Raw genomic sequence first — 19,089 nt, 5'->3', positions numbered from 1 at the left:
CAGTCTAGCGGCTGGCCGGCTGGCGTTCTTCCGGCAGCAGCAGTTGCTGCGGATCGGCCGGCATCCAGCCTTCCGGCGCGCTCGCGGCGATGCCGGCCGCGCTCGCGGCGCGCTGCAGCGCCTGCCATTCGCCGTAGGCGGCAAGATCGCGCTGCAGGCGCGCGCGGCCTTCGGTGCTGCCGCGGCCCAGCTCGTGCCCGCCCAGCCAGACATAGTCGCGGCGGAACGCCCTGGCGGCGGTTTCCTCGGCGCCGCCCTTGGCCAGGCGGCGCAGCAGCGTGCTGCCGATCATGCGCGACAGGATGCTGCCCTGGGCGTCGTGCAGCAGGCGCTGGCCCAGCGTGCGGCAGTCCTTGGCGGCAGCCGCGTCCTTGCATGCCTGCAACATGGCCGCGAAGCGCGGCTGCGGCAGCGCGTCGATTGCATCCACGCGCAACTGCGCGGCGAGGGCGGCGGGATCGTGTTCCGCTTGCGGTGCGGGCTGGCCGTCCAGCACGCGCCCGACGATAGCGACGAATTCGCCCAGATGCGGCTGCGCGCCGCCGGCCGCCGCGGCCTGTTGCAGCTGCGCGGCCGTGGGCCTGCCCATGGCCGGCTGCAGCAGCCAGTGCACGGCATTGGCCGGAGCGCGCGCCTGCAGCCGCGTTGCGGCACCGGCGTCGCTGCAATCCGGCCGCAGATGGCAGACCAGGGCCGCGGTGTACAGCGCCAGCGGGTCGTCGGGATAGCGCTGCTGCAGGCGTTGCAGCGGCGCGGCGGCGGCGTCGTCGGGCGCGTGCTCCACATCGGCCGGCAGGGCCAGCAGCACCGCGGCGATCAGGCTGTCGCGGTCCGTCGCCGCGGCCAGGCGCGCGCTCTGCTGGCGGCGGTAGGCCTGGGCCTGGGCGGCGGCGCTGCGCGCGAGTTCGGTCGTGGCCGTATCCGCCGGCTGGGCCGCGGCGGCCAGGGGCAGGGCGGCGAACAGCAGTGCGGACAGCCGGCGGCGGGGCAGATGGCGCATGGGTTTCTCCGTCAGTTGAGTGGGCTTGCCACTGAGCTAATACGGACAGGGCGGCGACGATGACAGGCGCATTGGCCGGAGCGGGCGCAGGCTTGCCGATGGCGCCTGCGTCGCCAGCCGTGGAATCCGGGCGGCCCTGGTTGCGCGGCGATGGAAAAAAGCGCCGCTGCACGCGACCACCGCCGGGCCTGTGCGGCGGCGTCGCTGCAGCGGCGCGCAAAAGCGGAACAGACGGATGCGGGGCGGCGAGCGTGGCAGCCCGTGCGGTTTTTTCTGCGGCGTAACCGTCGTCCGCCGCCGCCCGGAGCGCGGGCGGCGGCGATGCCTTCAAGCGCGGGCGCGGTGCCCGCCCGCGCTGCGTTCCTGCGAGTTCAGCGCGTGCACAGCTCGCCCTGGATCTCCGCCTCGAAATGATCCGGCAGGGCCTGGCCCAGCACGTAGGCATAGCCGGTCGCGCCTTCGTAGCGGCCGGTGCCCGACAGCACCTGCTGGAACGCGGCGAAATAGCCGTCCGTACCCACGCGCAGGCCGGACAGCCCGCTTTCGCGCACGATCAAGGTGCCGTGGCGCAGCGTGTAGGTGAGCAGGCCCGAAGTCCCCAGCGTGCCCGGCGCGCTGGCCGGTCCGCGCACGGCGCCGTCCATCACGAAATACGTGGTGCCGTTGAAGCCCTGATTGGCGTCGACCGTGCCCGCGGCGCAGAAGCCGTTCGGGCTGGTGCAGCCCTCGGTGACCTGGCTGTCGACGATGAGGCCGCGCAGCGGACGGCAGCGCGGCTGGTGCGAATTCGGATCCGTGTCGTCGGCGGCGGCGGCCTGGGCGGCGAGCAGCAGGGCCAGGGCGAGGCAGGTGGCGGTCGTGTGCTTCATGGCGATTCTCCGTTGACGGCGCAGGGTGGCCGCGGCGCCAGCCTCGGCGCCGCGGCCGGATGGCGCCAATTACCGCGCAGGTAATCGCCGCGCTGCGGCGGGACTGGCCGCGGCGACTGCGCAATTTCCGGAAAATCGCAATGTGCAGAAATGACCATGACCGCGCCGCGCGGCCGGATGGCGCGGTGTTGCGCTGCTGCGCTTTCGGCCGCGGCCGTGTCCGCTGCGGCGGCAGCGCTGCACTAGCATGGCGCGCCTCTGCTTCGTGCCGACTGCCGCATGCGTGCCGACCTGGTTCCCGCCGCCGACGATTTCCCCGCCGTACTGCGCGTGCACCGGCGCAGCGCCGGGCGTTCGCAATTGCAGACGGCGCTGCTGGCCGGCATCTCGCAGCGGCATCTGAGTTTTCTCGAAAGCGGCCGCGCCCGGCCCGGCCGCGGCGTGGTGCTGGCGCTCAGCGCCGCCCTGGGGCTGTGCCTGAGCCGGCAGAACCAGCTGCTGCTCGCCGCCGGTTTCGCGCCGCTGTACCAGCCGGATGCCAAGCCCGCGCCCGAGCCGGATCTGGTCGGCCGCGCCATGCAGGCCTTCCTGCACGCGCACGAGCCGTTTCCCGCCTTGCTGCTGCGCGATGGCGCCTGGATAGAACAGGGCAATCGCGGCGCCGCGCGGCTGTGGTCGGCGGTGCGCGGCGAACCGCTGCGCGAAGTGCCGCGCGACAACGTGTTCGAGCTGATGCTGCGCCCCGGCGCGCGGCGCGAGCGGCTGGAAAACTGGAGCGAGGCCGCCGCCTGCCTGCTGCGCCGCTACATGGCCGAGCACGCCCAGCTGCGCCGGCCCGAGCTGGACGAACTGGTGGCGCAACTGGCGGCCAATCCGGAAGTGAAGCAGCTGCTGCAGAACGATCCGGCTGCGCAGGCGGCGCCGGTGGTGCTGCTGCGCTATCGCTTCGACGCGGTGCGCCTGGCCCTGTTCGTCGTCATCGCCAGCCTGCACGCGCCGCTGGATACGCGCGTGGAGCATCTGCGGGTGGAATTTCTGGTGCCGGCGGATGCGGCGACAGAGCAATGGTTCCGCGACGGCGCGGCGGTGGGTTGAAACCGCGACGGCGGCAGCGGCGCCGCGCGGTTGATCCTGCACCGGAAACGGCAGCCTGGCCGGGCCATTCCGCGCGTCGGCCGCACCCGCGTCCTGGCGTCATCTGCGCGCCTCTTGCGCACTGCGCCGGCGGCCCGCAGTTCGCACTTCCCCGGTTCCGGAGACTGTTCCATGCAAATCCGCCTGCGCCCCGCCACGCCCGCCGATCTGGCTCTGCTGCGCCACTGGGACGAGCAGCCCCAGGTGATCGCCGCCGATCCCAACGACGACTGGGGCTGGGAAGAAGAACTGGGCCGCGAAGTGGACTGGCGCGAACAGCTGATCGCCGAGGCCGATGGCGTGCCGATTGGCTTCGTGCAGATCATCGACCCGGCGCGCGAGGACAGCCATTACTGGGGCGACATCGCCGCCGGCCTGCGCGCCGTCGATATCTGGATAGGCGAGGCCGCCTACCTCGGCCGCGGCCTGGGCAGCCAGATGATGGCGCAGGCGCTGGCGCGCTGCTTCGCGGCGCAGGACGTGAGCGCGGTGCTGATCGATCCGCTGGCGAGCAACACCCGCGCCCACGCTTTCTACCGCCGGCTCGGTTTCGAGGCCGTGGGTCCGCGCCGTTTCGGCGCGGACGACTGCCTGGTGTTCCAGCTGACGCGGGACGCCTGGCGACGCGCTCAGGCCGGCCAGGAAAGCTTCTCGGCCTCGTAGCGCCGCAGCAGCGCGTGCAGGCGCTGCGCGGTGGCGCGGATGCCCGCGTCGGTGTACTGCGGCGGCAGCGCGGCGATGGGCGTGGGAAAGACGGCGTCGGTCACCAGCAGATTGGTCATCTCGCAGCCGTCGTGCTCCAGGTCGTACAGCTCCCACTGATCGGCTTCCCGGCCGGACGGATCGAAATAGCGCACCAGTTTCCATTCGCCCGAGCGCACGCAGCGCACATGGTTGGGCTGGCGCACCGGCCCCGGCGCCAGGCGCGGTACCGGGCCGCTGTGCGGGATGCGCGTGTCGCCGGTGCGCACGGTATCGACCATCTGCAGGAACAGCTTGTATTCGCGGTAAGAATGGAATTCGTGCGGATCGGCGCCGGCCTGCAGCGGTTCCGTGATCTCGTCGTCGGTGGCGAACAGCACGCCTTCGCGCGGGCTGCCGTCGGCTTCCTTGACGTGATCGGTCCAGCCGCGGATCAGCGGCGCCAGGTCGGCGCCGGCGAATGGCGGCACGGGCCGGGTGCGGCGCAGTTCGGCGGCGATGCGCTCGACTTCCTGCGGCGGAATCTCGGCCAGGCCTAGCAGGGTGGGCAGGATATCGACATGGCTGGTCAGCGCGTCGATCTGGCGCGGCTCCTCGCCCTGGTGATAACGCCGCGACTGCACCACTACCGGCACGTGCAGCGCTTCCTGGTAGGCGGTATGCCATTTTTCCAGCATGTAATTGTGCGCGGCGCCGTATTCGCCGTGGTCGGCCAGGAATACCACCACGGTGTCCTCGCGCAGGCCGGATTCGTCCAGCGTGGTCAGCACGCGGTGGATATGGCCGTCGACCAGGTGCTGCAGCCAGGCGTAGTACTGGACGAAATTCAGCGCGGCCTGGTCCGGATCGGCAGTGAGCTGGAACGGAATGCCCGAGAGCAGGGCCAGGTCCAGCGGATCGCGGCCGGTCTGGTCGCCGGCGTTGACGCCGGTCTTGCTGGCCAGGGCCAGACCCATCTTGTAGGCGTAGTCGTACTGGCAGGCGGGCTTGTTGCGAAGGTCGTCGTGCAGGCTGGGCGCGTTCGCGGCGTTGTCCTGCGGGAAGCCGTGCGGGTTGAGATCAAAGCGCAGGCTGCCGCCCTGGGGCGGATTGCTGAAGGTGCCGGCGTTGGGCACCGGCAGCGGCCCGAACTTGGGCGCGTTCGGATCCAGCCCGCGCGGCAGGCCGGGATAGGTGGCGATATCGTGCGGATTGGTGAAGGACGCCACGGCCAGCCAGGGTTCGGGCTCGGTCGAGGGCGGCGGCGCCAGCGGTGCGGTCTGCTGCTGTTGCGCCAGGCGGCGGTTGTAGTCCAGCGCCAGGCCCTGGCCGCGCAGGAAGCCGCAGACCAGGTCGGCGAAGCCGAAATCGCGGTAGGCGCCGAGGTTGTTGATGCTGGAGCCATGCGGCTCCGGCCAGGACAGCTCCCAGTCCTCGAAGCCGTATTCCTCGAGGTTGTGCTGCGGCGGATTGCTCACATGCCACTTGCCGAAATAGTGGGTGCGATAGCCGGCGGCACGGAACCAGTGGCCCAGGGTGGGAATGCCGTCGGCGGCCAGCCAGGGAAACGCCTCGGCGTCGCCGTTCTTGAACAGGCCGTCCGTCTGGGTCACGCCGGTGCGCGTGCCGTACTGGCCGGTGAAGAGGGTGGCGCGGCTGGGCGTGCAGGCCGAGGCGGCGATGGTATGCCGCCGCAGCACCACCGAGTCGCGCCGCAGCGACCACAGGCCGGGGAAGTAGTCGCGATAGCTGTTGGACTGCTGCGTGCTGCCCTGCACGCCGACGATGTCCTTCAGATCCGGCGCGAAACCGCCGCCGGCGCCGTAGGCGTAGCGCGGAAAGCGCAATTGGTCGACCAGGATCAGCAGGATATTGGGACGGCGGCTGGCAGTCTGCATGGGTTTTCCCTCTGGCGGCGGCTGGACGGCGTTTGTGGATTTCGTGCCGGCTTTGAAAAAAGCACTAGCGGGCAAAGTGTATTCGAGTCCGGCGCCCTGGCGGGCGATGGACTGCGGTGCCGCGCCGCCCGATACGCGGCTATGAATGCCGTTGCGGCGCCGCCGCGGCTTTCCGCGCGATTCGCGGCCATGCGCGCGCATGGCGTTGTCGGCATGGGGTTCCGGTATCTGCGCGCAGCGACAGCCATGCGATTGCCGAGCGCCGCCGCGCTGGTTCTGGCCGCAGCGCGCGGCGGCGATATTGGCCGCCGCCGCTCGCTGCGCACAGGGCTGCGCCCGAGGGCGGCAGCGGTCCGGCCCGGCCGGTTTCCGCCGCATCTGCGCCGCCGGCGGTTTGCAGCCGCCGCCGCAGCGTGTAGCTTTGCCGGCCTGTCTTTCTTGCCGCGCCGCGCCGGATGAAACTGCAGCAGCTGAAGAACTATCTGCGCCGGCTGCCGGCCAGCACAGAACGCCTGCTGGGTGAGCCTAGCAATATCCTGGTCTATTCGGTGGGCGGGCGTAACTTCGCCTGGTTCAAGACCAGCGAACCCGAACGCTGGCGCTTCAGCCTGCGCGTGACGCCGGAGCGCTTCGTCGAACTCACCGACATGCCCGGAGTGAAACCGGCGCGCTACATGGCGCGCTTCCGCTGGGTCACCATCGTCAAGGTGGAAGAATTTCCGCCGGACTACCTGCGCGAACTGGTCGGCTGGTCGTACCGCCACGCCGTGCATTCACTGAGCCGGCGCCGGCGTCTCGCCCTGGGGCTGGAATAATGGATCTGCTGCGTATCGCCGCCCTGCTCACGCCGGCCCAGTGCCTGGACTGGCTGGCGCAGCTGGAACAGGCCGGCGCCGCTCCGGCCCAGGTGCTGGATAACCACTACGGCGGCCGCGTTGCGCCGCAGATGCGCCGCGCGGCCCGCTTGCAGGCGCCGCCGCCCTTGCATGCCCAGGCCATGGATCTGTTGCAGTCGCTGCGGCCGCGGCTGCAGGAATGCTTCGATGTCGCGCTGGGCCGTTGTGAAGCGGCCCAGTTCCTGCGCTACGAGACCGGCGATTTTTTCGTCGCCCACCAGGACGGCAATACGCCGCTGCTGCGCGATGCGTCGCTGACGCGGCGCGTATCGGTGATCCTGCTGCTCAACGCCGCCGCGGATGCGCCGTGCGATGGCAGCTACGGCGGCGGCGAACTGCTGTTCCATCCGCGCGGCGGTGGCGAGCCTTGCCGCGAAGTGCCCGCCGCCGGTAGCCTGCTGGCTTTCCGTGCGGAGACCACGCATGAGGTGCTGCCGGTGGTGCATGGGCGGCGGTATAGCGTGGCGAGCTGGTTTCACGGGGCTGTGGTCGAGGGGGCGTGATCCGGGATTTGAGGTTCGGATGATCGGGAGGGAAGTTCGGTTGCAGGGATCGGGGTCCGGGTTCGGCTTTCGGGAGTCGAGATTCGCGACTGGGGGGCGGTTTCGTGGAAGTGGCGTGGGGATTGGGGATCAAGGATTCGAGTGCAGGGCCGTCTGCAGGAACGCTTGCCTTGGTTTTCCGGGTGGCTGGTGTGCCGAAGCTTGAATCCCGCCTTGGAAAGCCCTCTCTCCCAAACTTGTTTGGGAGAGAGGGTCGGGTGAGGGGACGCTTCAGGTTGCGAAGAACTCCGGTTTTCGCGGTGTTCTTTTCGTGTTGAAGATTTTGGCGAAAATCCAGACGTAGAGGCGCGTTGGTCGTTGCCCCCTCACCCCGGCCCTCTCCCCCAAGCGAGCTTGGGGGAGAGGGAGCTTTCGCTTTTTCTCGAAGAAATCCGGCAAATTTCACTTGCCGGAAACTCCGGATTCCGCCGCACACTCCCTGCGAATCCCGAATCCCGAATCCCGAATCCCGAATCCCGAATCCCGAATCCCGAATCCCGAATCCCGAATCCCGAATCCCGAATCCCGAATCCCGAATCCCGAATCCCGAACTCACCCTGACTGCCGTGCCGGCAGAAACGCGACCTTGCCGCTGCTGCTGCGCTCGGTTTCGCGCTGCTGCAGCCAGGCGAGCAGGGGCGCCCAGTCTTCGCGGTGGCTGCGGGCGGCGCTGCCGTCGTCCTCGAACAGGCTCAGGCCCAGGGCGGCGTTGCGCACGTAGATCTGCGCGTCGCGCACGCGGGCCAGGGCGATCTGGGTCATGCGCTGCAATGTGGCGTCGAGTTCGCGCGTGGACATGGCGCGCTCGCGCACGCGGTTGGCGACCAGGCCCACGCGCAGCTCGCCGCGGCGCACTTCGGGCAGGCGGCGCACGTGGTCGAGGAAGGCGAGGCTGGCGCGCAGGTCCAGGGCCGAGGGCACCAGCGGCACCAGCAGCACATCGGCGTGGCGGGCGAATGGGGCGAATTCGTGGGCGCGCAGGCCGGCGGGTGTGTCGATCAGCAGGATCTGGGTCTGCGCCGGCAGACGCAGCACCCAGCCGGCGCCCAGGCCGTGGCCGGAATCGTTGCCGGCCATGGCGCGCAGCGGCGGGCGGTGGGCCGGACGCTGCTGGCACCAGGCCAGGGACGAGCCCTGCGGGTCACAGTCGATCAGGCAGGTCTGGCGGCCGCTGCGGGCGTAGTAGCCGGCCAGCGTGCTGGTGACGGTGGTCTTGCCGCAGCCGCCTTTGCTGTTGGCGATCAGGATGCGGAACATGGCTGGCCCCTTGCGCCGGCGGGCGTGCTTCCGGCACGGCAGGCGGCGGTCTGCACCGGCCGGAGCCGGCGAAGTACGGCGGCGACTCCCGTGCCGGCAGGACCGTACCCGGCTCCGATCTTAGGCCAGACGCGCCTTTCCCGCATCAGGGGAAATCACGGTTTTTCCTTGCCGGACAAAGCTCAGGCGAATACTTCGAGGAATTGTCTCAACTGTGCCGGCGCGGGGCGGATTGCGCCGCCGCGGGGCACCCGGGCCCGGCGGTTCGTCGGCAGAAGCACCGGGTGCAATCCGACCCGGTCGCGCGGGCGTTTTTCCCCAAAGCGGGATAGTGCCGCAGCAATCTCCGCCAAGCCATTGAGATTTCGCCGGGCCTGCCGCGGCGCGGAATTGCCGCGCCGGCCTGGTCCGCCGGAATTGTGTGACCGGCTTCCGCCGCCGGACGTGAAGCATGAGCCCGTGCGGCTGTGCATTGCGTATGCATATTTGCAAATGTTGCGGTTTATCATCCTCTCGCATTGTGCTTATGCACACTGTTCGGATGGCGCCAGGGGCGGCGTTCGATACGGAGAGGGCATCGCGGCGGGGGCGCGGGTGTTCTGTCCCCACGGCGTGAAGGGGGCGTCGTGTCCTGCAATTTTCGCAATGACAACCCGCAGTTGACGGAGATCTTGCATGAAAACCCTGAAAGGAAATCCGCTGCGTGCGCAGCTGGCCGGCCTGCTGGCCCTGCCGCTGCTGGGCCTGCTGGCGCCGCTGGCCCAGGCGCAGAACTTTGAAAGCTATTACGGCGAGCAGCCGGCCAACGATGGCGGCGAGGACGTCAAAGCCGTGAACCGTTGCCCGAACAAGGGCAGCATCGTGGTCGGCACGCGCCGCGTCAGCAACGGCATCGAGGCGCGCGCCACGCGCGTGAACGACAACGGCGCGGCGCTGTGGCAGCGCGCCTACCGCATCGCCGGCAGCAACAACAGCACGGCCAATGCGGTGGTGGAACTGCGCGACGGCAGCGGTTTCGCACTGACCGGCACGGTGCGGCGCTCGCCCAACCTGGTCGATACGTTCATCTATGTGATGCGCATTGACTGCGACGGCAAGCCGCTGTGGGCGCGCGTGCTGCCCAACCAGGCCACGGGCAATCGCGCGGTGGGCTATGACATCGTCGAGGCTGGCGGTGTCACCGGTGTGGTGAGCCAGCTGATCGTGGTCGGCGACGAGAACCTGGCCGCGCCGGCTGGCGCGGTGCACGGCCGCATCGCGCGCGTGACCGCCGCGGGCGGGCTGGTGTTCAACCATGCCTACAGCCAGCCCAACCAGCCGCTGGGCCTGCGTTTCCGCGCGCTCACCGAGAACAAGTCGGCCAGCGGCGGCCAGCCGGATATCGTCGTCGCAGGCTCCGCCGCGCGCGGCACCAGCTGGGTGGCGGACCGCCGCGGACTGATGTTCCGCGTCGCCTTCAATGGCGCGCCGGTGTGCAACGCCCTGCTGGGTACGGCCGACAACGCCAACGAGGACTACTACGGCATCACCGCGCTGAGCATCGGCAATTTCGCCGCCGAGAGCGTGCTGGTCGGCGCGACCCAGCCGGCCAGTGCGACGCTGGGCCCCGCCTCGGTCTACCTGACCCGCTTCAGCGCCGGCGCCTGCGTGCCGCTGGTGCAGTCGGTGTGGCGCGATCCGCAGGACGGCGCCATTGCCTACGACGTGGTCGAATCGCCGCCGACGACCACGCTGTTCCCGCCCAGCATCGTCGCCACCGGCGCGATCAGCGGCAGCGTCACCCAGGGGGACGGCTTCGCGCTGACCGCCACCGACGCCAACCTGAGCCCGGTCGGCGGCCAGTTCCGCTACAGCACGCAGAGCCCGCAGCGCGAGAACCTGTTCGCGATCGACAACAAGGGTTCGCGCTTCGTGATGGCCGGCAGCACCTTCACCGACTGGGACGGCAGCGGCGACAACCAGGATTTCTACCTGGTGCAGACCGATCCCAACAAGAAGACCCAGTGCGTGCGCGAATGGACGCAGGACTGGTCGCCGGCGCAGCTGCCGTACGAGCGCTTCACCCCGCCGGTGAAAGTGTTGACGGGCATCAGCGCGGTCGAGGCGCCGTTCGTGGATACCAAGGACGAGGGCTATTGCTGCGCGCTTGACCCGAACTGATCCGGCGGGACGGCCAGGGAAGGTCACGGCGGCGGCGGAGGTGTTCCGCCGCCGCTGTTTTTTCAGCGCGTCTGGCGCGGCGTGCCCGGCTGCGAGCGCGACCAGGCGCGGCGCAGCTGGCGCGCCGAACCGAAGCCGCTGCGTTCGGCCACGCGCTCCATGTCCAGCCGGGTATGCGCGAGCAGCTCGCGCGCCAGCGCCACGCGCAGGCGGTTGACGTAGTCGGGCAGGCTCATGCCGGCGTGTTCGTTGAACAGGCGCGAGAGATGGCGCGGACTGGTGCTGGCCACGCGGGCGAGGCGGGCCAGGCTCCAGGGCTGCTGCGGTGCGGCGGCGATCAGGTCCTGGGCGCGGTGCAGCGCCGGATGGATATGGTTGCGGCCTTCCAGCCACGGCGACAGCTGCGGATCGGCGCCGCTGCGGCGCAGGTAGACGACCAAGTGGCGCGCCACCGCCAGTGCGCAGGCCGGCGAGGTCAGTCCGGCCACCCAGTGCAGCAGCAGGTCGATGCCGGCGGTGACGCCGGCGCTGCTGGCACGGTTGCCGTCTTCGACGAACAGGCGGTTGTCCTGCACCCGGGCCAATGGCGCGGCGGCGCGCAGCGCGTCCAGGCAGCTGAAATGCGTGGTGCAGGCGTGGCCGTCGAGCAGGCCGGCGCGGGCCGCCAGCAGGCTGCCGGAGCAGATCGACAGCAGGCGGTGCTGCGGCCGCACGCAGCGGCGCAGCCAGTCCACGATCAGCGCCTCGTCGGCATCGTCGCGGGGGCGATCGCCAGGCGGTGCAAAGGCAACATCGTCCACATTGCCGCAGACCAGCACGTTGGCCTCGCCGGGCAGCGCGGCCGGCAGCGGCTGCAGTCCGGCCAGCTGCAGGCCTATGGAGCTGGTCAGCGCCGGGCGCGCGGCAAGATAGCGGACTTCAAACTGCAATTCCTGCTGCTCGACATTGGCCCGGCGCAGTACCTCGGCCGGGCCGGCCAGATCCAGCAGCAGGCAGCGCGGCGGCACCACCACCCATACGGGTATCCGCCGCGCCCTGTTCATGCGGCATGACGCTGCGGGTTGCCGGCGAGGGCCTGCGCCACGCTGACGATGCGGGCGAAGCGGCCGTCCAGCACCAGTTCGCTGCGCGCCTTGATCTCCGCCGCGCTCCAGTCGCGGCCGCGGGCGTCGCGCATGGCGAAGGTCAGGGTGGCTTCGCTGACGAAATCGACGGCGTAGCCCAGGTCCGAGGCGTGCCGGGTGGTGGTCTCGCAGCATTGCTCGGTGCGTATGCCGCTGATCAGCAGGCGGCGTATGCCGTGTTCGGTCAGCCACACATCCAGGCCGCTGCCGACCAGGGCGCTGTGGCGGGTCTTGTGGAACACCGCGGCGGGCTGCAGCCGCAGCGGCTCCAGTGCGCGCACCCAGCCCGAGGCCAGGGAGAAGGCCCCTTCGGCTTCGACATGGAAGATCTGCACGACAGGGATGCCCTGCCGCTGTGCGCCGTCGATCAGGGCCTGCTGGCGGTCAATATACGCCGCCACATCGGCGTCGCTCCAATAGGGACGGTGGCGGAACGATTCCTGCGCGTCGATGACGATGAGCGCGGTGGCTGAGTCGGACATGGTGTGCTCCGGTTGAGTTGATGGTAGTCCATCTTCGCCGCGGCCGGGCGGCGCCGAAACGCCGGGCGAGGACCAGAAACGGACAGATCGCGCCATCAAGGGACGGGACGGCGTCCACGCTGCCCCGCGGCTTGCGCTAGGATCCGGCGGCGGCGCGCCGGCCGCGCGAGGAAAACGTGTCCGCATGACCGAGACTGCCGAGTCGCCGCCGCGCCTGAAGCTGCATCGCCCGCCACGTTTTGCGCAGGCCTGGGCCTGGATCTTCGGCGCCGCCCAGCTGGGCGCGCTCGCGGTCTGGTGGCAGTGGGGCTGGCGCTGGGGCCTGCCGCTGCTGCTGGGCGGACAGGCAACGGTGTTCTGGGCCACCCTGTGGCCGCAGTCGCGTCTGTTCAGTCCCGTGCTCACCTGCCTGCCCACGGACGAGCGCGTGGTCTGGCTGACCATCGACGACGGTCCTTCCGCCGATACGCCGGCCCTGCTCGATCTGCTGGACGCTCACCAGGCCAAGGCCTGTTTCTTCGTCGTCGGCGAACGCGCCGAGGCCAGGCCCGGGCTGGTGCGCGAAATCCTGCGCCGCGGCCATCAGCTGGGCAATCACAGCTACAGCCATCCGGAGAAGTGGTTCTGGGCGCTGCCGCCAGCGGCGATGCAGGTCCAGGTTGCGCGCGCGCAGCAGGCGCTCACCGCGCTGGCCGGTACGCCGCCGCGCTGGTTCCGCGCCGTGGTCGGCATGGCCAATCCCTTCGTCGCCGCGGCGCTCAAGCCGCTGGGCCTGGCCCGTGCGGCCTGGTGCGCGCGCGGCTTCGATGCGCGCGAGGCGGACCCGGCCCGCGTCGCGGCGCGCATCGCCCAGGGGCTGCGGCCGGGCGCCATCGTGCTGCTGCATGAGGGCGCGCCGCACGGCAACAGCGTCGCCGTCGTCGCGGCGGTACTGGAGCTGCTGCGCGCGCAGGGCTATGCAACCGTGCAGCCCGAGGCGCTGGAGCCGCAGCAAAGCGCGGCGGCGGCGGGTGGGGCGGCGGTGTAGGTGTGCCGCACGCCGGCCGCCGCGCGGCGATTCAATGAATTCGTGAGCGATTTTCCAACTACGCGGCGGCGTTCGCCGGCCTGGTCGCCACGATGCGCCAGTTGTTGAACGGCGTGCGGCCGAACAGCGGCGAGAACTCGCTGTGCAGCCCGGCTGCGGCAAAGCGCGCGCGCAGCTCGGCAGCATCGGGATAGCGGCGCGGCCCGGCATTCATCCAGCCGGCCCAGCGCGACAGGTTATCCACCGAGCGGGTCACGCGCGCGCGCCAGCCGCCGTCTTCCAGGCCAGTACGCAGCACCAGGCAGGCGCCGGGCGTGAGCATGGCAATGGCGGCATCGAGCAATTGGTCCTGGGCCTGCGGCGAGATGAACTGCAGCACGTCCAGCAGCGCGACATTGCCTTGGTGGGCCGGCGCGCCCGCGGCCAGGTCGACCAGATCGAAGCTGACGTCGCGCAGCTCCCTGCGCCCGGCTGCCGTGCGCGCCAGGGCGATCTTGCGCGCATCGTTGTCCACGCCGCGGTAGGGCAGGTCCAGCCCGGCCTGGCGCAGGGCATGGGCGAGCAGGCCCAGGCCGCAGCCCAGGTCCAGCAACGGCGCGCGGCTGGTCCGCAGCGCGTGGCAGATGCCGCCGTAGAGCGGATCGCTGGCGAGCTTGCCGCGCACGTAGTAATACGCCGTGCGATTGCCCAGGCGCCGCGCCGGCAGGAAGGCGCGCGCGATGGCCGCGGCCTCGGCCGAAGGCATGGTCGCGGCGGCGTCGGTGGCAGGCATGCGATCTTCCTTGTGGCGGGCAGGGGCCGGCCGTTCCGGACGGCTTGGCGGCGTAGCGCGTCGCAGTCCCGGGACGGAGGCGGAGCAGGCCGGGATGATAGGAGATCGGTGGTTCGGGATGGGTGATTCGGGATTCGCGCTGCGTTGCGGCGGACCGCGGCGCCTCGTCGCTCTTGCGGATGCGGACTTCCGCAATTGCACTTGAGCGCAACAGCCTGCAGCATCCAGGGCCTTTGCGAACCCCGAATCGCCAATTCCGAAACCCATGAACGCCGATCCGCTCCGCTCCCAGGCCGCCGCTCTGCTCGGCGGCGCCGGCAATGCCGCACTGACCATCGCCCGCCATGTGCCTACCCGCGTGCTGCTGTGGGCGCTGCTGGGCCTGGGGGCAGGCCTGCTCGCGGACGGCCTCTGCCTGCTGCTGGGATGGCTGACCCTGCCCGGCGGCGCGGCCGACCTGCTGCGCGGTCCGCGGCTGGCGGTATTCGTGCTGGTGCCGCTGGCCGGCCTGTTCCTGTTCGGACTGCACGGCATGAACCGCGGCGTCGCCCGCGCGGCGCTGGCGCTGGAGGCGCAGTGGGGCCTGGTGCGCCAGGTGGTGGACCGGGTCATCGATCTGTTGCAGCAGCAGCTGGGCACGCGCCTGGCCAACCTGCCGCTGGCCACGCTGGAGGAAAAGCTCAAGCAGGCGATACGCAGCTACCTGGGCAGCGAGGAAACCGACCGCGGCCGCGGCCTGTTCGCCTGGGTGCTGCGCAAGGCGCGCCGGCTGGTCACGGAAAAAGTGGAAACCTGGCTGCTGCGCGCATTCCGCGCCGAGCAGGGCGCCCAGGGCGGTGGCGGCATAGATCTGGAAAAGGTGCGCATCAGTGCGGTGGAGCAGCTCGGCGCGCATCTGCAGGAACTGGTCGCCGGGCCGCTCAACGGCCAGCTCGCCCTGTTGCTGCTGCTGTTCTTCGGCCTGGGCACAGGCTGGTATCACCTGGGACTGGGATTGCTGGCGCTGTTTCGCTGAGACGGGCGGGCTGGCGATTGCGTTGTGCCGCCGGGATTGAGCGGCGGCGCTGGCGGGGCGATCGTCCGGGTATCGGATCTGCGTGGTACGCCGCCGATGCCGCCGGTGCGCTGAGCAGGCGCCGGGGCGAACTCCGGCAGGCCATGAATTCCTTGCCATCGCGGTGCGGCGGCAACAGGAGGCCGCTGCGCGCCGTGCCCGATGCTCCAGTTCCGGCTGATCCGCGATTCGGTGCGGCTCCTGGCCTATGCGCAATCTCTGCACCATTGCCATGGTGCCGGTGCCGGTTTTTGCTGCCACAGTCGCGGCAGGACCCTGGGGAGCATGCGCATGAATCTCTGGCTGGCTTTGGCCTTCCTCGTGGCGCCGGCGGCGGAACCTTGCGCCGGCGTGGACCGCGCGCTGGACGAGGCCGAGCGCCCCGGCCTGGTCGCCCTGGCCGCGCGTCAGCTGGAAGTGCGCGGCGTCGCCGTGCACGCCTCGCTGCGCAGCGGCGACTGGCGCGTGCTGCAGGTGACGGCGCGGAACATGGACGAGAGCTACGTGTTCTGGTCCGGCGATCCGCACAGCCAGCGTTTCGTCGAAGCCATAGGCAGTTTCGCCCTGCCGCAAGGCGAAGCCGCGACCGCGCGCTGGCTTGTTGAAAACGTGCCGGGAATTCCAAAGCCGCTGGCGGCTTGCGTGGCCGCGCTGGCGGCTGCGCGCTAGCGCCGGCGCGGCGGAGTCGGGCGCCGCCGGGGCCGCGCAGATGGCGGCTCCGTATTGCCGGATCGGGGCTGGCGCCGTTGCCCGCGCAGCCGCCTTCGCCAGGGTCACCCGCGTTGCGCGGACCGGCGGCCCTGCTAGGCTAGCCGGGCGCAACGGCGCCTTCCCACTGCAACCTGGACGCAGCCATGACCGACAACTATTACCAGCCCCCCGCCGCGCGCGTGGACGACGATCCCGCGGCGGGACGGCCTTTCTACATCGTCTCCCCGCGCAAGTTCGTCCTGCTGTACCTGTTCACGGTGGGCATGTACGCGCTGTACTGGTTCTACCAGAACTGGGCCTTGATCAAGCGCCAGCACAACCTGAATGTCTGGCCGGTGCCGCGTGCGATTTTCTCCATCTTCTTCACCCATTCCCTGTTCGCGGAGATCGACTGCGTGCTCCAGTCCAGCGCCGTGCGCCACGTCTGGAATGCGGCGGGCACGGCGACGGTTTATGTGATCCTGTCCATCGTCAGTTCGCTGATCGGCCAGATGGCGAACCGCGACATAGGCTCGCCGCTGACTGACTTCGCCTCGCTGCTGATGGTGCCGGCGGTGATGTTCCCGCTGCTCGCGGCGCAGAAGGCGGCCAATTCCGCTGCCGGCGATCCGCAGGGCGAAAGCAACAATACGCTGACCGCGGCCAATATCGTCTGGATGGTAGTCGGCGTGCTGCTCTGGCTGCTGGTTCTGCTGGGCCTGTACGTGGCGATGGTCGGCGAGGAAGCGCTGCAGTGAAACGGCGCGGGGCCGCGGGTTGCGGCCTGCCCCTCAGCCCTTGTCCTGTTCCTGTTCCGCGCGCCGCGAGATGCGCAGCATGCCCAGGCCGATCAGGCGCGACACCACCACGGCGATATAGCCGATGCCGGCGAACTGCTCCAGCATGACCAGGGCGCGCGCCGGCATGCCCAGCGGGATCACGTCGCCTATGCCCACGCCCGAGAGCGTGGTGAAGCTCAGGAACAGCAGCTCCATCCAGCGCCGCGGCTCCTGCGGCGCACGCAGGCCGGTGAAGCTGTCCGGATACCAGGCCTGGCAGACGAAGAACGCATAGGCGAAGCCCCAGGCGAGCAGGGTGAAAGTGGCTCCGGCGGCGAAGTATTCGTCGCTGGTGACGCGGTGGTCGCGCATCATGTAGGCGATAAGGCTGCCGGCGGCGTAGAAGTACAGCGCGGATTCGAGCAGGGCCGAATGCACCAGCAGCGCGTTGCTGTCGAAGAGGATCGCGGCCAGCGTCATGCCTACGGCCGGCAGCGCGAGCAGCAGGGCGATCCAGGTGCGCGCGGGGCTGCGGTCCACCACCCATACGGACAGCGACACGGCGACCACGCCGATGGCGCCGAACAGGATGCGCCCGTCCTCGTTCGCGTCGGTCAGCGGATACAGCACCAGGCTGGCCAGCTGCGCGGCCAGCAGCAGGGCGGATGGGTGGCGGCGCAGCAGTCGCGGTGTTTGCATCGGGATCCGTGGGCGAAGGGAAGTGGGCTGACGATGGCGCCGCGCGGCGCGGGCTACGGAGTTGCCGGCGTATCGTCGAAGATGGCCAGGGTGCCCACCGAGACGATTTCCGCCGTCTGCTCGCCGGCATTGGCCAGCAGATGCAGCTGGCGGCTGTCGAAATGCAGCGAATCGCCGCTGCGCAGCAGATAGTCCACGCCGGCGATGCGATAGCGCACGCAGCCCGACAGCACGTAGGCGAATTCGTCGCCGCCGTGGGCGACTTCCTCGGATTCGTAGCCCACCGGCAGGGTCATCTTCACCGCATTGATCTGGCTGCCGGGGAAGCTGCTGGAAAGGCGTTCGTAGCTCTGGCCGCGGTCGCTGGTGGAATAGCGCAGGCGCTGGCCGGCGTGGGAATCGGGCGAGGGCTGCGGCGGCTGGTCGATGAGCAGGCGCAGCGGCACGTTCAGCGCCTTGGCGATGGCGGCCAGCGAGGTGATCGACAGGCCCGACAGATTGCGCTCGGCCTGGGACAGGAAGCCAGCCGAGAGGCCGGCCTCGGTGGCGACTTCCAGCAAGGTCTTGCCGGCCGCGCGCCGGTAGCGGCGCAGCCGTTGGCCGATCTGCTCCATGCTCATGCCGCCTCCCTGTCTGCGTAAGCGCCCCGGCGCGGTGGATGGCAGTTTAGGGGCAGGCTGGAGCGTGGGCGAATTTTAGTGGGACCTAAGATTTCATTTGACCTGAATTTTAGTCGGACGTAATTTCGACCGATCCGGCGCGGCGCGCCATGGCGGGAATCCTGCAATGACCCTGGGTATCGGCGGCAGCAGCCGCGAAGCGGCCTTGGCCGGCCTGCACCGCATGAACGACGGCGTGGCGCCGATAGGCCTGGACGAATACCGCGCGCGCATCGCGCGCGCCCAGGCGCTGCTGCGCGAGCAAGGCCTGGCTGCGCTGTACCTGCATGCCGGCACCAGCCTGCGCTATTTCAGCGGCCTGGTCTGGCGGTCCAGCGAACGCCTGGTCGGCGCCCTGCTGCCGGCCGAAGGCGAGCTGGAATACCTGGCTCCGGCTTTCGAGGAAGGCACGGTGCGCGGCTACCAGGTGGTGCCTGGCGCTATCCACACCTGGCACGAGCACGAGAGCCCCTACGAACTGGTGCTGCAGCGCCTGACCGCCCACGGCGTCGCCGCGGACGCGCGCCTGGGCCTGTGCGAGAGCACGCCGTTCTTCACCGTCGACGGCCTGCGCCAGCTGGCGCCGCAGCTGCAGCTGGTGAATGCCAAGGCGGTCACCGCCGGCTGCCGCATGCGCAAATCGGCCAGCGAGATCGCCCTGATGCAGTGCGCCCACGACATGACCCTGGCCGTGCACAAGGCCGTGGCCAGCATGCTGTACGAAGGCATCAGCGCGGCCGAGGTGGAAGATTTCATCGACGAGGCGCACCGCCGCGTCGGCGCGTCCGGCTCGTATTTCTGCATCGTGCTGTTCGGTCCGGACAGCGCCTTCCCCCACGGCGTGAAGACGCCCAAGGCGCTGCAGCGCGGCGACATGGTGCTGATCGACACCGGCTGCCTGGTGCACGGCTACATGTCCGACATCACGCGCAGCTATGTCTTCGGCGAACCCACGGCGCGCCAGCGCGAAATCTGGAATGTGGAAAAAGCTGCCCAGGCCGCCGCCTTCGCCGCGGCCCGGCCCGGCGTGCCCTGCGAGGCGGTCGATGCGGCCGCGCGGCAGTATCTGGAAGCCCAGGGCCTGGGCCCGGGCTATGCCTTGCCGGGCCTGCCGCACCGTACCGGCCACGGCATAGGCCTGGACATCCACGAATGGCCTTACCTGGTCGGCGGCGACCGCACGCCGCTGGCGGCCGGCATGTGTTTTTCCAACGAGCCCATGATCTGCGTGCCGGGCGAGTTCGGCATCCGCCATGAAGACCATTTCTACATGACTGAGCAGGGCCCGCGCTGGTTCACCCAGCCGGCGCATTCGATAGACGATCCCTTCGGCATCGCCGCCTGAGTCCGTTTTGCGCTAGCGTTG

General features: G+C 69.9%; 20 protein-coding genes. 11 read left to right on the top strand and 9 right to left on the bottom strand.

Features of this window, described 5'->3' with window-relative positions; all coding sequences use genetic code 11:
• Positions 1–4: 4 nt before the first annotated feature.
• Positions 5–1,000, bottom strand: a complete 996-nt coding sequence (locus tag NM961_RS01235; protein WP_255910397.1) for a hypothetical protein — start codon at positions 998–1,000, stop codon at positions 5–7.
• A gap of 371 nt (positions 1,001–1,371) precedes the next feature.
• Positions 1,372–1,869 (bottom strand): hypothetical protein, encoded by a 498-nt coding sequence (locus tag NM961_RS01230; RefSeq protein WP_255910394.1) that lies wholly within the window; start codon positions 1,867–1,869, stop codon positions 1,372–1,374.
• Positions 1,870–2,148: 279 nt separating this feature from the next.
• On the opposite strand from NM961_RS01230, the gene NM961_RS01225 reads away from it, so the two are divergent.
• Both NM961_RS01225 and NM961_RS01220 read left to right on the top strand, forming a co-directional pair.
• Positions 2,149–2,964 carry a helix-turn-helix domain-containing protein gene (locus NM961_RS01225; protein WP_255910392.1) on the top strand — a complete coding sequence of 272 codons (816 nt, stop codon included), beginning with the start codon at positions 2,149–2,151 and terminating at the stop codon, positions 2,962–2,964.
• A 171-nt stretch (positions 2,965–3,135) separates the two neighbouring features.
• Positions 3,136–3,666, top strand: a complete 531-nt coding sequence (locus NM961_RS01220; RefSeq protein WP_255910391.1) for a GNAT family N-acetyltransferase — start codon at positions 3,136–3,138, stop codon at positions 3,664–3,666.
• Here the strand turns inward: NM961_RS01220 and NM961_RS01215 are convergent.
• Positions 3,633–5,582 (bottom strand): sulfatase-like hydrolase/transferase, encoded by a 1,950-nt coding sequence (locus tag NM961_RS01215; protein ID WP_255910390.1) that lies wholly within the window; start codon positions 5,580–5,582, stop codon positions 3,633–3,635. The genes NM961_RS01220 and NM961_RS01215 overlap by 34 nt on opposite strands.
• A 141-nt stretch (positions 5,583–5,723) precedes the next feature.
• On the opposite strand from NM961_RS01215, the gene NM961_RS01210 reads away from it, so the two are divergent.
• The 3 genes from NM961_RS01210 to NM961_RS01200 are packed head-to-tail and all read left to right on the top strand — an operon-like array spanning position 5,724 to position 6,981.
• The gene (locus NM961_RS01210) at positions 5,724–6,041 is read left to right on the top strand and encodes a hypothetical protein (protein WP_255910389.1); all 318 of its coding nucleotides are present in this window, start codon (positions 5,724–5,726) and stop codon (positions 6,039–6,041) included.
• The gene (locus tag NM961_RS01205) at positions 6,038–6,397 is read left to right on the top strand and encodes an MmcQ/YjbR family DNA-binding protein (RefSeq protein WP_255910388.1); all 360 of its coding nucleotides are present in this window, start codon (positions 6,038–6,040) and stop codon (positions 6,395–6,397) included. Before NM961_RS01210 ends, NM961_RS01205 begins: the two co-directional genes overlap by 4 nt.
• Complete coding sequence (locus NM961_RS01200; protein ID WP_255910387.1) at positions 6,397–6,981, top strand: 2OG-Fe(II) oxygenase; 585 nt, start codon at positions 6,397–6,399, stop codon at positions 6,979–6,981. The genes NM961_RS01205 and NM961_RS01200 overlap by 1 nt, the downstream gene beginning before the upstream one ends.
• A gap of 591 nt (positions 6,982–7,572) precedes the next feature.
• On the opposite strand, the gene NM961_RS01195 is transcribed toward NM961_RS01200, so the two are convergent.
• Positions 7,573–8,277, bottom strand: a complete 705-nt coding sequence (locus tag NM961_RS01195) for a nucleotide-binding protein (protein ID WP_255910386.1) — start codon at positions 8,275–8,277, stop codon at positions 7,573–7,575.
• Positions 8,278–8,952: 675 nt separating this feature from the next.
• Here NM961_RS01195 and NM961_RS01190 point away from each other — a divergent pair.
• The gene (locus NM961_RS01190) at positions 8,953–10,437 is read left to right on the top strand and encodes a hypothetical protein (protein WP_255910385.1); all 1,485 of its coding nucleotides are present in this window, start codon (positions 8,953–8,955) and stop codon (positions 10,435–10,437) included.
• A 62-nt stretch (positions 10,438–10,499) separates the two neighbouring features.
• Here the strand turns inward: NM961_RS01190 and NM961_RS01185 are convergent, their stop codons facing one another.
• Both NM961_RS01185 and NM961_RS01180 read right to left on the bottom strand, forming a co-directional pair.
• On the bottom strand, positions 10,500–11,480 hold the full coding sequence (locus NM961_RS01185; RefSeq protein WP_255910384.1) for a GlxA family transcriptional regulator: 981 nt from the start codon (positions 11,478–11,480) through the stop codon (positions 10,500–10,502).
• On the bottom strand, positions 11,477–12,043 hold the full coding sequence (locus NM961_RS01180; protein ID WP_255910382.1) for an isochorismatase family protein: 567 nt from the start codon (positions 12,041–12,043) through the stop codon (positions 11,477–11,479). Before NM961_RS01180 ends, NM961_RS01185 begins: the two co-directional genes overlap by 4 nt.
• Before the next feature lie 184 nt (positions 12,044–12,227).
• On the opposite strand from NM961_RS01180, the gene NM961_RS01175 reads away from it, so the two are divergent.
• Positions 12,228–13,070, top strand: coding sequence for a polysaccharide deacetylase family protein (locus NM961_RS01175; protein WP_255910380.1), 843 nt, complete (start codon positions 12,228–12,230; stop codon positions 13,068–13,070).
• 58 nt (positions 13,071–13,128) lie between these two features.
• Here NM961_RS01175 and NM961_RS01170 read toward each other — a convergent pair whose 3' ends face one another.
• Positions 13,129–13,842 (bottom strand): methyltransferase domain-containing protein, encoded by a 714-nt coding sequence (locus NM961_RS01170; RefSeq protein ID WP_439334182.1) that lies wholly within the window; start codon positions 13,840–13,842, stop codon positions 13,129–13,131.
• Positions 13,843–14,107: 265 nt separating this feature from the next.
• Between NM961_RS01170 and NM961_RS01165 the strand changes: the two genes are divergently transcribed.
• The 3 genes from NM961_RS01165 (at position 14,108) to NM961_RS01155 (ending at position 16,344) form a co-directional block, all read left to right on the top strand.
• Complete coding sequence (locus NM961_RS01165) at positions 14,108–14,857, top strand: hypothetical protein (protein ID WP_255910378.1); 750 nt, start codon at positions 14,108–14,110, stop codon at positions 14,855–14,857.
• A gap of 330 nt (positions 14,858–15,187) precedes the next feature.
• Positions 15,188–15,565: a hypothetical protein gene (locus NM961_RS01160; RefSeq protein WP_255910376.1), complete on the top strand. Its 378-nt coding sequence runs from the start codon at positions 15,188–15,190 to the stop codon at positions 15,563–15,565.
• 185 nt (positions 15,566–15,750) lie between these two features.
• Entirely contained in the window at positions 15,751–16,344 is a 594-nt protein-coding gene (locus NM961_RS01155; protein WP_255910374.1) for a hypothetical protein, read from the top strand.
• 33 nt (positions 16,345–16,377) lie between these two features.
• Here NM961_RS01155 and NM961_RS01150 read toward each other — a convergent pair whose 3' ends face one another.
• Positions 16,378–17,064 carry a potassium channel family protein gene (locus NM961_RS01150; RefSeq protein ID WP_255910372.1) on the bottom strand — a complete coding sequence of 229 codons (687 nt, stop codon included), beginning with the start codon at positions 17,062–17,064 and terminating at the stop codon, positions 16,378–16,380.
• A 53-nt stretch (positions 17,065–17,117) separates the two neighbouring features.
• Entirely contained in the window at positions 17,118–17,684 is a 567-nt protein-coding gene (locus NM961_RS01145) for a helix-turn-helix domain-containing protein (RefSeq protein WP_255910370.1), read from the bottom strand.
• A 166-nt stretch (positions 17,685–17,850) separates the two neighbouring features.
• On the opposite strand from NM961_RS01145, the gene NM961_RS01140 reads away from it, so the two are divergent.
• Positions 17,851–19,068 (top strand): M24 family metallopeptidase, encoded by a 1,218-nt coding sequence (locus NM961_RS01140; RefSeq protein WP_255910368.1) that lies wholly within the window; start codon positions 17,851–17,853, stop codon positions 19,066–19,068.
• The last annotated feature ends 21 nt before the right edge of the window (positions 19,069–19,089 follow it).

This window comes from Tahibacter harae, assembly GCF_024437735.1.
In the GTDB taxonomy this organism is placed as follows: domain Bacteria; phylum Pseudomonadota; class Gammaproteobacteria; order Xanthomonadales; family Rhodanobacteraceae; genus Tahibacter; species Tahibacter harae.
The sequence above is the reverse complement of the archived record's forward strand: the minus strand, read 5'-3'. Positions and strand labels throughout refer to the sequence as shown.